Origin of the sequence: Lysobacter sp. H21R4, assembly GCF_015277535.1 — a bacterium.
Lineage (GTDB): Bacteria > Pseudomonadota > Gammaproteobacteria > Xanthomonadales > Xanthomonadaceae > Novilysobacter > Novilysobacter ciconiae.
This window is the reverse complement of record NZ_CP063772.1, coordinates 1,484,744-1,498,146: the sequence shown is the minus strand read 5'-3', so window position 1 is coordinate 1,498,146 and position 13,403 is coordinate 1,484,744. Positions and strand designations below refer to the sequence as shown.

Below are 13,403 nucleotides of genomic sequence, written 5' to 3'. Positions count from 1 at the left end.
TCGCTGCTGGGTAGTGGGGATCTTAACGGCCCGCTGCGCGCGCCGCAGTCCACGACCGTCAACATTCGCACCCGTATGTCCAGGCTTGACCCAGGTCATGGAGACTCCGCGGGCGGATGCCTATCGTGCCGGCCAACGAAGCACTTTTGCTGACTGGAAGGAAGATGGGAATGAAAGAGCTGGTTTTGCTGTTCGCCCTGGCCGGAGCGGCCGGGTTTGTGCCGCAGGCCATTGCGGCGCGTTCGGCGGACGTCACCCCGGTGGCGGACGTCACCTTTACCTTGCGCACCGCGATCGAGAACGGACAGCTGGTGTTCGTCGGCAACGCGGGCGCCATCAAGGGCCAGGTGAACCCCGAGCTGAAGGTCGCTGAAGGCGCGGTGGTTGCCATCACCGTGGTCAACGGCGACGGTGCGATGCACGACATCGCGGTGCCTGCGTTCAACGCGCAGTCCGACCAGCTTGTCGGCGAGGGGTCGTCGACCACCATCGTGTTCCGTGCGGGCAAGGCCGGCGTGTTCGAGTACGTCTGCACGATCCCCGGCCACAAGGCCGCGGGCATGTTCGGCAAGCTGGTCGTCGGTGACGTCGCCGACGTCGTCAGCACCGCCGTGGACGTTGCCAAGGACCCGTACCAGGTCGGCAAGCCGGTCGGCGACCGTGCCGCCCAGCACATCACCTACGACCTTCTGACCACCGAGGTGGAGGGCCAGCTGTCGGATGGCAGCACCTACCGCTACTGGACCTTTGACAACACGGTGCCCGGCCCGCTGCTGCGGATCCGCCAGAACGACACGGTCACCATCAACCTGAAGAACGCCGAGGACAGCATCAACATCCACTCGGTCGACTTCCATGCGGTCACCGGACCAGGTGGTGGCGCGGCGGTGACCCAGGTCGCGCCGGGGCAGACCAAGAGCTTCACCTTCAAGGCGCTGCATCCGGGACTGTTCGTCTACCACTGCGCCACCCCGATGATCGCCCAGCACATCTCCAACGGCATGTACGGGATGATCCTGGTCGAGCCCGAGGGCGGATTGCCCAGCGTGGACCGCGAGTTCTACGTCATGCAGGGCGAGCTCTACACCGCGCAGAAGCACGGCTCCAGCGGCCTGCAGGAGTTCTCGGTCGAGAAACTGCTCGATGAGCGGCCCGAGCACCTGATGTTCAACGGCAGCATGAACGCGCTGACCAAGACCTTTGACATGCAGGCAAACGTCGGCGAAACCGTGCGCATGTTCTTCGGCGTCGGTGGTCCGAACCTGACCTCCAGTTTCCACCTGATCGGTGAGGTGTTCGACCGCGTCTACAACCTGGCGTCCTTCACCAGTCCGCCGCTGCTCGACGTGCAGACCACGCTCGTGCCGCCGGGCGGGGCCACCATGGTGGAGTTCAAGGTCGACTACCCCGGCCGCTACCTGCTGGTCGACCACGCGCTGTCGCGCGCGGAGAAGGGCCTGATCGGGTTCCTCCACGTCAAGGGCGAAGCGGACGCCTCGATCTTTGACAGCAGCGAGAAGAGCGACCCGGCATCGGGCCACTGAGCCACGGGAGCAAGGAAGAAGGCGGGCCATCGCGGCCCGCCTTTTTTTTGCGCGACATTTCGCGCGCGTGCCTGACCAACGGCACGCTCGCCCGGCGCCCAGGCCGCTACGATGTCCGATTCGCCGCGACCCTTCCGGTTGCGGCAGGCCGATGCGGAGCAGCTGTATGCGCAAGACCACCCTTTCCCTGTTGATTGCTGCCAGCCTGCTTGGCGCCGGCGCGCTGTCCGGATGCCAGACCGCACCGGTCGCAGCGGACAGCAAGGCCGCCGCGGTGGACGCGGACTTCGCGAGCGTGGCCGAGTCGCTGCTGATGCGGGGGCTGGAGCGCAGTCCGGAGTCCTCGATCTATGCCGGTCGCTACGACAACGCGGCGACGCTCACGATTCCGGACGCCCGGCAGCGCGCCGCCGACCTGGCATTCGCCAGGGCAGGGCTGCAGGAGCTGGCCGCATTCGACCCGGCGCAACTGTCGCCCGCCGAGCGCATCGACCACATGCTGCTGAAGAACCGGTACGAGGCGAGCATCTGGTACCAGGAGACCTTTCGCGACTGGCAGTGGAATCCTTCGCGCTACAACATTGCCGGTCCCATTGGCCTGCTTCTCAACACGCCGTATGCCGACGAGGACGAGCGCCTGCGCACCGTCATGGCACGGCTGGAGCACGTCCCGCAGTACTACGCGGCCGCACGTGCCAACATCGCCGACCCGACCGCCGAGCACGTCGAACTCGCGATCGTGCAGGGTCGTGGGTCGCTCAGCGTGCTCGGTGATCCGCTGCGCAAGCAGATCGCCGATTCGGGTCTTGATGCCGCCGACAAGGCCACGTTCAACGCGCGCATCGACGCGGCCCGCTCCGCGATCGGCGAATGGACCGGCTGGCTGGAAGGCTTGCAGGCCCAACAGGTCGCCGCCGGCAAGGCCCGCTCCTTCCGCATCGGCGCCGAGCAGTACGAGCGCAAGTTCGCCTACGACATCCAGTCGCACTTCACCGCCGCCCAATTGCACCAGCGCGCGGTGGACGAGAAGAACCGCCTGCACGGGCAGATGGACAAAATCACCGTGGAGCTCTGGCCGAAGTACTTCGCCGGAACCGCGATGCCGGATGACCGCCTGCAGCGGATCGGCATGATGATCGACAAGCTTTCGGACCGGCACGTGGCGCCTGATGAGTTCTTCGACGAGATCAAGCGCCAGATCCCGCTGCTGGCCGAGTTCGTCCGCAAGCACGACCTGCTCGACCAGGACACCAGCCGCCCGCTGGTGGTCCGCGAGACGCCCGAGTACATGCGTGGCGGTGGTGCCGGCGCCTCGGTCAGTGCGCCGGGCCCGTTCAACCCGACCGCCAACACCTACTACAACGTCAGCCCGCTGGATGACTACAGCGACGAGCAGGCCGAGAGCTTCCTGCGCGAGTACAACCATTGGGTCCTGCAGATCCTCAACATCCACGAGGCGATCCCGGGCCACTACACCCAGCTGCTGCATGCCAACAAGAGCCCGAGCCTGGTCAAAAGCCTGGTGGGCAACGGCGCGATGATCGAAGGCTGGGCGGTCTACGCCGAGCGGATGATGCTGGAAGCCGGCTGGGGCGAGCAGGCGCCGGAGATGTGGCTGATGTACGGGAAGTGGAACCTGCGCGTGGTCACCAATGCGATCCTGGACTACGAGGTCCACGTGGAGGGCTTGAGCGAAGCCAAAGCACTCGATCTGCTGCGCCGCGAGGCCTTCCAGGAAGAGACCGAGGCGGTCAACAAGTGGCGCCGCGTCCGCCTGTCGCAGGTCCAGCTGACCTCGTACTTCACTGGCTACGCGGAGATCTACGACTTCCGTGAGCAGCAGAAGCAGCGCCTGGGCGAGGACTTCGACCTGAAGACCTTCCACAACCGTTTCCTGAGCTACGGCAACGCGCCGGTGCCGGCGATCATGCAGCTGATGGCCGAGTAGTCCGCAGACGTTTCCAGGGCGACGTGGCCCCTACAATAGGGGCTCATGATTGGAAAAAAACACGTGTTCCGCTGGCCCACGGTGGTCGCCACGCTGGCGCTGCTGATGGTGGCGCTGGCGATCAGCGCAAGGCTTCCGTCGCTGGACGGGCGGTCGCAGTCCACGCGCCTGGCCGACACCGCCGACACGCTGCTGGGTCGCGGCATCCAGCAGTTTGCCCGGGCGCATCCGGGGCTTTCCGGCGTGTTGCCGCTGGCGCGCGGCGATGACGCGTTCGCGGCCCGCGTCGCCCTCGCTGAAGGCGCGCAGCGCTCACTGGACGTGCAGTACTACATCTGGCGTGGCGACATGTCCGGGACCCTGCTGCTGGAAGCGCTGCACCGGGCCGCGGACCGCGGCGTGCGGGTGCGGCTCTTGCTGGATGACAACAACACCGCCGGGCTGGATCCGCTGCTGGCGACGCTGGATACGCATCCGCTGATCGAGGTCCGCCTGTTCAATCCGTTCCCGCACCGGAACTGGCGCTGGCTGGATTACCTGACCGATTTCGCGCGCCTGAACCGGCGGATGCACAACAAGTCCTTCACCGCCGACAACCAGGCGACGATCATGGGCGGGCGAAACGTCGGCGACGAGTACTTCGACGCCGGTGACGGCGTGCTCTTCGTCGACCTTGATCTCCTCGCGGTCGGGCCGATCGTGGACGAAGTGTCGCTCGACTTCGATCTCTACTGGGCCAGCGGCTCGTCCTATCCGTTGCACGGCATTGTCCCCGCCGCGCCGCCCGGTGCGCTGGAGGCGTTGGCCACGGCGGCGTCGGTGGTGGAGCGCGACCCGGCCGCGCGCGCGTACCTGCGTGCGCTGGATGACTCGCCGTACCTGCAGGCGCTGGCGAGCGGCGACCTGGGCCTGGAGTGGGTTCCGGTGGAGCTGCTCAGCGACGATCCGGCCAAGGGGCTCGGGCTGGCGGCGCGCGAGAGCCTGCTGTCGGAACGGCTGCAGCAGGTGATCGGCGTACCCGACGCCGAGCTGCAGATCGTCTCCCCGTACTTTGTCCCCACGGCGTTCGGGGTCGACTACCTGGCCGGACTGGCCAGAGAGGGCGTGAAAGTAACGGTGCTGACCAACTCGCTGGCGGCCACCGACGTCACGGCGGTCCACGCCGGCTACGCCAAGCGGCGCAAGCCCTTGCTGGACGCCGGGATCACCCTTTACGAAATGAAGCCGGAGACAGCGGACGTCCCGGCGGTGCGACGCAAGCTCACCGGCAGCTCGGCGTCGAGCCTGCACGCCAAAGTGTTCGCCGCCGACCGCCGCCGCGCCTTCATCGGTTCGTTCAACTTCGATCCGCGCTCGGCCAACCTCAATACCGAAATGGGGCTTGTGGTCGAAAGCACGGCGATCGCATCGGGCATCGCCAACCGCTTCGAGGAACTCGTTCCCGAGAGCGCCTGGCTGGTTCGGCGCGGGTCGGACGGCAAGCTGGAGTGGGTGGAGCGCGGCGAGCTGCCCGGTGAGGAGCATGCCCTGAAACAGGAGCCCGGCAACGGCTTCTGGCTGAACACCGCGGTCAGGGTGATGGAGGCGCTGCCGATAGAATGGCTGTTGTGAGCAACCCGACGACCCGATCCGACCTGACGCTGGAGCTGCTGCCACTGCCGCAGCCCGCCGCAGTCAACGACCCGCCTCCCGTGGAGCCCGAACGCCCGCTGCCGATGGATTGCTGCGACAGCGGTTGCGAGAGCTGCGTCCACGATGTCTACGCCGACGAAGTAGACCACTACCGGTCGCTTCTGGCCGCCTGGCAGGCCCGCAACCCGGGTCGATCAGCGGACTGAGTCAGTCCCCGATGACGTCGCCCTGGGTCAGCTCGCCCAGCGTGGCTTCGCGGACGTCCACCACCCGCAGGTCGAAGTGCAGCGTCTTTCCCGACAGCTCGTGGTTCCCGTCGACCTTGATCCGGTCACCATCGACCGTCAATACCGTCGCCAGCACCGGGCCCTGCGCGGTTTCCGTCAGGAACTTCGCGCCCGGCTTGACCATGTCCACATCCTCGAATGCCGACAGCGGAACCGTCTGGACCAGCTGTTCGTGACGCGGACCGTAGCCTTCCTCGGGGGGAACCACGGCCTTCAGTCGATCACCGACTTTCTTGCCTGCCAGCGCCTTCTCCAAGCCAGGCATCAACTTTCCCGCGCCGTGCAGGTACACCAGCGGTTGCGCGGAGTAGGACGAATGCACCTGCGTTCCGTCGTCGAGCTGGAGCGTGTAGTGCACCGTTGCAACGCGGCGGTCGGCAATTTCCATCGGGATTCCTGGGCTTCGTGTGCCGGATTGGCGGACGGGGCAGGCTAGGGGAAAGGGGACGACGGCCGCAAGTGGACACGCCCATCACGACGGCCCCCGCACGGCCTCGGCAGCACGACCGCGGCAGCACGACCGCCGCCGCGCGATGTCCACGACCTCATGGCATCCTGTGCTCCCGTTTTCCGGCGACCGCGCATTGGCCCTCAATACCATCATCACCACGGTCGACCTGATCGGGACCTTCGCCTTTGCCATCAGTGGTGCCACCGTCGGCGTGCGCAACCGGCTGGACATCTTCGGCGTGCTGGTGCTTTCTTTCGCCGCCGCGACGGCCGGTGGCATCACGCGCGACCTGATGATCGGTGCGATCCCGCCCGTCGCGCTGGCTAACTGGCATTACCTGGCGGTCAGCTGCCTGGCCGGGATCATCACGTTCTACCGCTACGCCGACATCGAGCGATTGCGCAACCCGGTTCGACTGTTCGACGCGGCGGGTCTGGCGCTGTTTGCGGTCATCGGTACGCTGAAGGCGCTCGACCACGGCCTGGGGCCGGTGGGTGCCGTGCTGCTGGGAATGCTCAGCGGGATCGGTGGCGGCATTGTCCGCGACGTGCTGGTGGCGCGCACGCCGGTGGTGTTCCAGTCCGACCTGTATGCGATCGCGGCGATGCTGGGAGCGATCGTGGTGGTGATCGGGGTTGCGCTGGAGCTACCCGCGGTGCTGGTGATGGCCACCTCGGCGGCGGTGTGCTTCGGCTTGCGCTACATGGCGATCCGCTACGACTGGCATCTTCCCGTCGCGCCGCCGTCGTGATTCTCCGGCGGAACTGATATCTTCGCGGCGGGGCTGCTGTGGCCAGGTTCGAGGATATGTCGATGAAGCAAGCCACCGACACGCGCGGCCGGAGCTGGGTTCTGGGTGTCGCTTTGCTGGCCACGGCCGGTTCCGGTTGCGCCACGCTCGCCGCCGGCGCCGCGCCGGGCTATGCCGACAGCATGACCGCGGCTGAAACGGCGATGCGCGGCGATGATGCCGCAGCAGCGATCCAGGCCTACCGGCGTGCGGCGGATGCCGCGCCGGGCCAGACCTTGCCGTGGCTCCACATCGCCGAGATCCATGCCGGACTGGGCGACTGGTCGCAGGCCGTGACGGCCGCGCGCGAAGTGCTCGATCGCGACCCCCAGGTCGAGGAAGCCCGCGACCTGTACCTGCGCGGCAGCGTCCAACTGGTCGAAGACGCGTTGCAGTACCTGCCCGAAGAAGACAGCAGCGGGATCCGCGACATGGCCGGCGCACTGCTGGCCAGGTTGATCAGGGACCTCGGCGACGAAGCCATCCCAGCCGATGTGCGTGCGCGACTGGAAAGCGGCGTGCAGGCGCGTCCGCGCCGGTCCGGCGCGCGTCCCGGAACTCCCCGGCAAGCCCCGCGTGGCCCGGAGAAGACCACCGCGGACCCGCTTGAGGTGTTGGGCGGCGGTTGAGCCGCAGCCGTCCGTCGGGCGGTATCATCGGCGGATGTCAAAGCTTCTGCTCAACCTGCGCCTGGTCCTGGACGATGAGATCGAGGACGTGCGCGCGATGCTCGATGAAAACCGCATCGAGTATTACGAGACCAAGCCCAGCCGCTGGGGCATCTCCCACGGCGCGATCTGGTTGTCCAACGACGGCGATCTGCCCGAGGCCAAGCGGCTCATGGCGATCTACCAGGGCAACCGGCAGGCCAGGGCCCGCGCCGAGTACGAGGCCGGGCAGCGGGACGGTACCGGCGAGACTTTCGCCGACGTGTGGCGCCGCGAACCGCTCAAGGTCCTCCTGGCCGCCGCTGCGGTCATCGTGTTGCTTGGTCTGGTGGCGCTGCCGGCGATCCTGCTGCGGGGATGACCGCCGGACCCGGCGCTGGTCGTTTGCGCTGGAACCACGGCAGCATCAGCTGGATCAGCGGGCCGATCAGCAGCATGTACAGCACCGTGCCCACGCCCAGCGTGCCGCCCAGCAGGTAACCGGTCGCCAGCACGCTGCCCTCGATGAGCGTGCGCACCAGCCGGACCGAGCGACCGCTGCGCCGGACCAGGCCGGTCATCAGTCCATCGCGCGGGCCGGCACCAAAATCCGCTCCCAGGTACGCCGCGGTTGCCGCGCCGTTGAGCACGATGCCGCCGCCCAGCAAGGCCATGCGCATCGCCGGGCCGGCGTTCTCGACCAGTTGCCCCACCGGGCCCACCACCGCATCGAAGGTCAACCCGATCAGGATGGCGTTGCAGACCGTGCCGAATCCCGGTTTCTGGCGGATCGGGATCCAGGCCAGCAGGACCACGAAGCTCACCGCCACGGTGACGCGACCCATCGGCCAGCCGCCCTGCAGCGAAAGGCCCTGGTGCAGCACATCCCACGGCATCAGGCCGTAACGGGACTGCAGCATCATCGCCATCGACAGCCCGTAGGCGGCCAGGGCGATGAACAACTTCAGCAGGCGGTAGGGCATGGACACGGCGGCAGGGCAGGGCGTGCAATTCTAGGGCTTTGCCGGCTGCTGCGCCCGGCGCCGGCGCGGGCGCACGCGCGGACCGGCTAACATGGTCGCTTCCCCAAAACGAGGTCCTGCCATGTCGATTTCCATGTACGCCGCGTCCGTTCCGGTCTTCCGGCAGATGCTGGGAAGCTTGGTGGCCATCATCGGCAAGGCCGAGGCCTACGCGGCGGAGCGCAAGATCGAGCCGACGGTGCTGCTGCAGTCGCGGCTTTTCCCGGACATGCTGCCGCTGGTCCGCCAGGTGCAGATCGCGTGCGATTTCGCGACCGGCGTGACCGCCCGTCTCGCGGGACAGGACGTGCCTGCCTACGACGACCAGGAGCAGGGTTTCGAGCAGCTGCGCGACCGGTTGCAGCGCACTCTGGCATTCCTCAACAGCGTCGATGCGGCGCGATTCGATGGCAGCGAGGACCGCGAGATCCTGACCCGCCCGGGTACCCCGAAGGAGCGTCGCTTCAGCGGCCAGGACTATCTGCTGACCTACGGCCTGCCGCAGTTCTTTTTCCATGTGACGACGGCCTACGCACTGCTGCGCCACAACGGCGTGGAAATCGGCAAGCGCGATTACATGGGCGCCTACTGAGCGCGGGTCGGCGATAATGCCCGGCCACGTCACTCCAGGTCCCGCTTTTGAATACTGACGCCAGCCCGCCCACCGCCCGAATCCTGGATGGCAAGCGCATTGCCGAGGACCTGCTGGACAACCTCAAGGCGCGTGTCGACGTGCGCCTGGCGGCGGGCAGGTCCGCGCCCGGGCTCGCCGTCGTGCTGGTCGGCGGTGATCCGGCGTCGGCGGTGTACGTGCGCAACAAGCGGCGGGCGGCACGCAAGGTGGGAATCCGCGCGGTGGACTTCGATCTGCCGTCCGGCACTACCGATGACGAGCTGCTGGAACTGATCGACCGTCTCAACGCGGATCCCAACATCCACGGCATCCTGGTCCAGTTGCCTTTGCCGGACCGCCGCGATGCCAGCGCCCTGATCCACCGCATCTCGCCGAGCAAGGACGTGGACGGGTTCCATCCCGAGAACGTCGGCCACTTGGCCCTGCGCCAGTTCGGCCTGCGCCCGTGCACGCCACGCGGCATCACCACCTTGCTAGCCTACACCGACCGGCCCGTACGCGGCGCCAGCGCGACCATCGTCGGCGTCTCCAACCACGTCGGCCGGCCGATGGCGCTGGAGCTTCTGATCGCCGGCTGCACGACCACCTGCTGCCACAAGTTCACTCCGCAGGACGTGCTGGAGGCGTCCGTTCGCGGCGCCGACATCCTGGTGGTGGCCGTGGGACGCCCGCAGCTGATCCCGGGCGAGTGGGTGAAGCCCGGCGCGGTGGTGATCGACGTGGGCATCAACCGCCTTGATGACGGGCGGCTGGTGGGCGATGTCGGCTTCGAGGCGGCCGCGCAACGTGCCAGCTGGATCACCCCGGTCCCGGGCGGCGTGGGTCCCATGACCGTGGCGACCCTGATGCAGAACACCCTGGAAGCCGCCGAGGCGGCCCACGGCTGAGCGCGATGGGAGCGCTGCGAAAGCGGTACAATGGCGCGCTTCACCTATTCCGGTTCCGACCATGTTGCGCATCCAGGCTGAAGCTCTCACCTACGACGATGTTTCGCTGATTCCGGCCCATTCGACGGTCCTGCCCAAGGACGTCAACCTGGGCGCCCGATTGACCCGCGAGCTTGGCCTGCGCCTGCCGATCCTGTCGGCGGCCATGGATACCGTCAGCGAGGCGCGGCTTGCGGTCGCCCTGGCCCAGCTGGGCGGGATGAGCATCATCCACAAGAGCATGACGGTCGCCCAGCAGGCCGCCCACGTCGCCCAGGTCAAGGGCTTCGAGGCCGGCGTGATCCGCGCGCCGTTCACCGTCAGTCCCGACACCACCATCGCCGATGTGCTCAACCTCACGCGCGAGCGCAACATCTCCGGCGTGCCCGTGGTCGACAGCGGCCAGCTGGTCGGCATCGTCACCAGCCGCGACATGCGCTTCGAGACCAAACTGGACGATCCGGTGCGCCACATCATGACGCGCAAGGACCGGCTGATCACCGTCAAGGAAGGCGCCAGCGACGAGGAAGTCATGGGCCTGCTGCACAAGCACCGGATCGAGAAGGTGCTGGTGGTCAACGATGCTTTCGAGCTCAAGGGCCTGATCACCGTCAAGGACATCCAGAAGAAGACCGACAACCCCAACGCCGCCTATGACAGCAGCGAACGCCTGCTGGTCGGAGCCGCGGTCGGTGTGGGCGGAGACACCGATGCGCGGGTCGAAGCGCTGGTCGCCGCCGGCGTCGACGTGGTGGTGGTGGACACCGCCCACGGCCATTCGCAGGGCGTGCTGAACCGGGTGAAGTGGGTCAAGAAGCATTTCCCGCAGCTGCAGGTGATCGGCGGCAACATCGTTACCGGCGACGCCGCCCTGGCGCTGATGGATCACGGCGCGGACGCGGTGAAGGTCGGCGTGGGTCCGGGCTCGATCTGTACCACCCGCATCGTCGCCGGCGTCGGCGTGCCGCAGATCTCGGCCATCGACATGGTCGCCGAGGCGCTGCAGGACCGGATTCCGCTGATCGCCGACGGCGGCATCCGCTACTCGGGTGATATCGGCAAGGCATTGGCGGCCGGCGCCTCCACGGTGATGATCGGCAGCCTGTTTGCCGGCACCGATGAGTCGCCCGGCGACAGCGAGCTGTTCCAAGGCCGTCATTACAAGAGCTACCGCGGCATGGGCAGCCTGGCGGCGATGGAAACCGGCTCCAAGGACCGCTATTTCCAGGACTCCTCCGATGCCGACAAGCTGGTGCCTGAAGGCATCGAGGGCCGGGTGCCGTACCGCGGTCCGTTGCGCAATATCGTCCACCAACTGGTGGGCGGCCTGCGCGCGACCATGGGCTACGTCGGCTGCGCGACCATCGAGGAGATGCGCAGCAAACCGGAGTTCGTGCGGGTGACGTCCGCCGGGTCGCGCGAGAGCCACGTCCACGACGTGCAGATCACCAAAGAGCCACCGAATTACCGGGTGGGCTGAAGACGATGACCGACATCCATAGAGACAAGATCCTGATCCTCGACTTCGGGGCCCAGTACACCCAGCTGATCGCGCGGCGCATCCGCGAGCTCGGCGTGTATTGCGAAATCTGGGCCTGGGACCACGACCCGGCCGAGATCGAGGGCTTTCGTGCCAAGGGCATCATCCTGTCCGGCGGCCCCGAATCGACGACCCTGGACGGCAGCCCGCAGGCGCCGCAGGAGGTCTTCGATTCCGGTTTGCCGCTGCTTGGCATCTGCTACGGCATGCAGACGATGGCCAAGCAGCTGGGCGGCGAAACCGAGGCCGCCGACCAGCGTGAGTACGGCCATGCCGAGGTGGCGCTGGTCGCGCAGGACCGTTTGCTGGACGGGCTCAAGGACCATCCCGGCTCGCCGCCACGGCTGGACGTGTGGATGAGCCACGGCGACCACGTCTCCAGGGCGCCGGACAGTTTTGTCGTTACCGCGCGCACCGATCGCGTGCCGGTGGCGGCGATGGCCAATGACGAACGCCGCTGGTACGGCGTCCAGTTCCATCCGGAAGTCACCCACACCAAGCAGGGCGGGGCGCTGCTGGAGCGCTTCGTCACCGACATCTGCGAATGCCAGACGCTGTGGACGCCGCAGCAGATCATCGAGGACCAGATCGCCCGCGTTCGCGAGCAGGTCGGCGAGGACGAGGTCATCCTCGGCCTGTCCGGCGGCGTGGACTCGTCGGTGGTCGCGGCGCTGCTGCACAAGGCGATCGGCGACCAGCTCACCTGCGTTTTTGTCGATACCGGCCTGCTGCGCTGGCAGGAAGGTGACCAGGTGATGGCGACGTTTGCCGAGCACCTGGGCGTCAAGGTCATCCGCGTCGATGCGGCGGACCGCTATTTCACCGCGCTGGCAGGCGTCACCGATCCGGAGGCCAAGCGCAAGATCATCGGCAACCTGTTTGTCGAGATCTTCGACGAGCAGTCCGGCAAGCTGGCCAACGCCAAATGGCTGGCCCAGGGCACGATCTACCCCGACGTGATCGAGTCGGCCGGCAGCAAGAACGGCAAGGCCCACATGATCAAGAGCCACCACAACGTGGGTGGCCTGCCCGAGCACATGAAACTGGGTCTGGTCGAGCCGCTGCGGGAGCTGTTCAAGGACGAGGTCCGCCGCATGGGGGTCGAGCTCGGCCTTCCCGCCTCGATGGTCTACCGCCATCCGTTCCCCGGCCCCGGCCTGGGCGTGCGGATCCTGGGCGAGGTCAAGCGCGAGTACGCCGAACTGCTGGCCCGCGCGGACCACATCTTCATCGACGAACTGCGCAAGGCCGACCTGTACGACAGGACCAGCCAGGCGTTCGCGGTGTTCCTGCCGGTCAAGTCGGTCGGCGTGGTGGGTGATGCGCGGGCCTATGAGTGGGTCATCGCGCTGCGTGCGGTGGAGACGATCGACTTCATGACGGCGCACTGGGCGCACCTGCCGTATGATTTTCTTGGGCGTGTTTCCAACAGGATAATCAACGAGTTGCGTGGTGTTTCTCGCGTGGTTTATGACATCAGTGGAAAGCCGCCCGCGACCATCGAGTGGGAATGAGCGACGACCAGCGCTGGATGCGCCACGCGCTGGCGCTGGCGGACCGCGCTGAGCGTGAGGACGACGAGATCCCGGTGGGCGCTGTGGTGGTCGCCGCGGACGGCTCGCTTCTGGGCGAGGGCTGGAACCGCAACATCACCGAGCATGATCCCACCGCACACGCGGAAATCGTGGCGATGCGCCAGGCCGGGTTCCGCCTGGCCAACCACCGCCTGCTCGGATGCACGGTCTACGTGACCCTGGAGCCATGCGCGATGTGCGCGATGGCCATGGTGCATGCGCGGGTTGCGCGGGTGGTCTATGGCGCCGCCGACCCGAAGACGGGCGCCGCCGGTGGCGTCTTCGACCTGCTGACCGACCCGCGCCACAACCACCGGGTGGAGGTGGAGGGCGGCTTGCTGGGAGAGGAGGCGGGTGCGCGACTAACCGCCTACTTCCGCCGCAAGCGTATGAAGTCGTCGTAAGGCG

Annotated in this window: 14 protein-coding genes; 12 read left to right on the top strand and 2 right to left on the bottom strand. The window is 67.1% G+C overall.

Translation table 11 applies throughout. The features are described 5' to 3' along the window. Positions 1–170: 170 nt before the first annotated feature. From nirK to INQ40_RS06845, 4 genes are all read left to right on the top strand, one after another. Complete coding sequence (nirK, locus tag INQ40_RS06860; RefSeq protein WP_228481946.1) at positions 171–1,544, top strand: copper-containing nitrite reductase; 1,374 nt, start codon at positions 171–173, stop codon at positions 1,542–1,544. Between the two features lie 166 nt (positions 1,545–1,710). Next, positions 1,711–3,492, top strand: coding sequence for a DUF885 domain-containing protein (locus tag INQ40_RS06855; protein ID WP_194339734.1), 1,782 nt, complete (start codon positions 1,711–1,713; stop codon positions 3,490–3,492). Positions 3,493–3,555: 63 nt separating this feature from the next. Further along, positions 3,556–5,103 carry a phospholipase D family protein gene (locus INQ40_RS06850; RefSeq protein WP_228481945.1) on the top strand — a complete coding sequence of 516 codons (1,548 nt, stop codon included), beginning with the start codon at positions 3,556–3,558 and terminating at the stop codon, positions 5,101–5,103. Positions 5,104–5,147: 44 nt separating this feature from the next. Beyond that, positions 5,148–5,330, top strand: coding sequence for an oxidoreductase-like domain-containing protein (locus tag INQ40_RS06845; protein WP_193987268.1), 183 nt, complete (start codon positions 5,148–5,150; stop codon positions 5,328–5,330). Between the two features lies 1 nt (position 5,331). Here the strand turns inward: INQ40_RS06845 and INQ40_RS06840 are convergent, their stop codons facing one another. Continuing rightward, positions 5,332–5,799 carry a peptidylprolyl isomerase gene (locus tag INQ40_RS06840; RefSeq protein ID WP_194339732.1) on the bottom strand — a complete coding sequence of 156 codons (468 nt, stop codon included), beginning with the start codon at positions 5,797–5,799 and terminating at the stop codon, positions 5,332–5,334. Positions 5,800–5,944: 145 nt separating this feature from the next. Between INQ40_RS06840 and INQ40_RS06835 the strand changes: the two genes are divergently transcribed. The 3 genes from INQ40_RS06835 (at position 5,945) to INQ40_RS06825 (ending at position 7,681) form a co-directional block, all read left to right on the top strand. Further along, on the top strand, positions 5,945–6,613 hold the full coding sequence (locus tag INQ40_RS06835; RefSeq protein ID WP_194339730.1) for a trimeric intracellular cation channel family protein: 669 nt from the start codon (positions 5,945–5,947) through the stop codon (positions 6,611–6,613). Between the two features lie 62 nt (positions 6,614–6,675). Further along, on the top strand, positions 6,676–7,281 hold the full coding sequence (locus tag INQ40_RS06830; protein WP_194339728.1) for a tetratricopeptide repeat protein: 606 nt from the start codon (positions 6,676–6,678) through the stop codon (positions 7,279–7,281). A 34-nt stretch (positions 7,282–7,315) separates the two neighbouring features. Continuing rightward, positions 7,316–7,681 carry a DUF6164 family protein gene (locus INQ40_RS06825; RefSeq protein WP_194339726.1) on the top strand — a complete coding sequence of 122 codons (366 nt, stop codon included), beginning with the start codon at positions 7,316–7,318 and terminating at the stop codon, positions 7,679–7,681. Here the strand turns inward: INQ40_RS06825 and INQ40_RS06820 are convergent. Continuing rightward, on the bottom strand, positions 7,629–8,282 hold the full coding sequence (locus INQ40_RS06820) for a hypothetical protein (RefSeq protein ID WP_194342462.1): 654 nt from the start codon (positions 8,280–8,282) through the stop codon (positions 7,629–7,631). The genes INQ40_RS06825 and INQ40_RS06820 overlap by 53 nt on opposite strands. A 121-nt stretch (positions 8,283–8,403) precedes the next feature. On the opposite strand from INQ40_RS06820, the gene INQ40_RS06815 reads away from it, so the two are divergent. The 5 genes from INQ40_RS06815 (at position 8,404) to tadA (ending at position 13,399) form a co-directional block, all read left to right on the top strand. Then, entirely contained in the window at positions 8,404–8,913 is a 510-nt protein-coding gene (locus INQ40_RS06815; RefSeq protein ID WP_194339724.1) for a DUF1993 domain-containing protein, read from the top strand. A gap of 47 nt (positions 8,914–8,960) precedes the next feature. Continuing rightward, positions 8,961–9,842 (top strand): bifunctional methylenetetrahydrofolate dehydrogenase/methenyltetrahydrofolate cyclohydrolase FolD, encoded by an 882-nt coding sequence (folD, locus tag INQ40_RS06810; RefSeq protein ID WP_194339722.1) that lies wholly within the window; start codon positions 8,961–8,963, stop codon positions 9,840–9,842. Between the two features lie 61 nt (positions 9,843–9,903). Beyond that, positions 9,904–11,361, top strand: coding sequence for an IMP dehydrogenase (guaB, locus tag INQ40_RS06805; protein ID WP_194339720.1), 1,458 nt, complete (start codon positions 9,904–9,906; stop codon positions 11,359–11,361). 5 nt (positions 11,362–11,366) lie between these two features. Continuing rightward, positions 11,367–12,935: a glutamine-hydrolyzing GMP synthase gene (gene guaA, locus INQ40_RS06800; protein WP_194339718.1), complete on the top strand. Its 1,569-nt coding sequence runs from the start codon at positions 11,367–11,369 to the stop codon at positions 12,933–12,935. Continuing rightward, positions 12,932–13,399, top strand: coding sequence for a tRNA adenosine(34) deaminase TadA (gene tadA, locus INQ40_RS06795; RefSeq protein WP_194033598.1), 468 nt, complete (start codon positions 12,932–12,934; stop codon positions 13,397–13,399). The genes guaA and tadA overlap by 4 nt, the downstream gene beginning before the upstream one ends. Positions 13,400–13,403 lie beyond the last annotated feature (4 nt).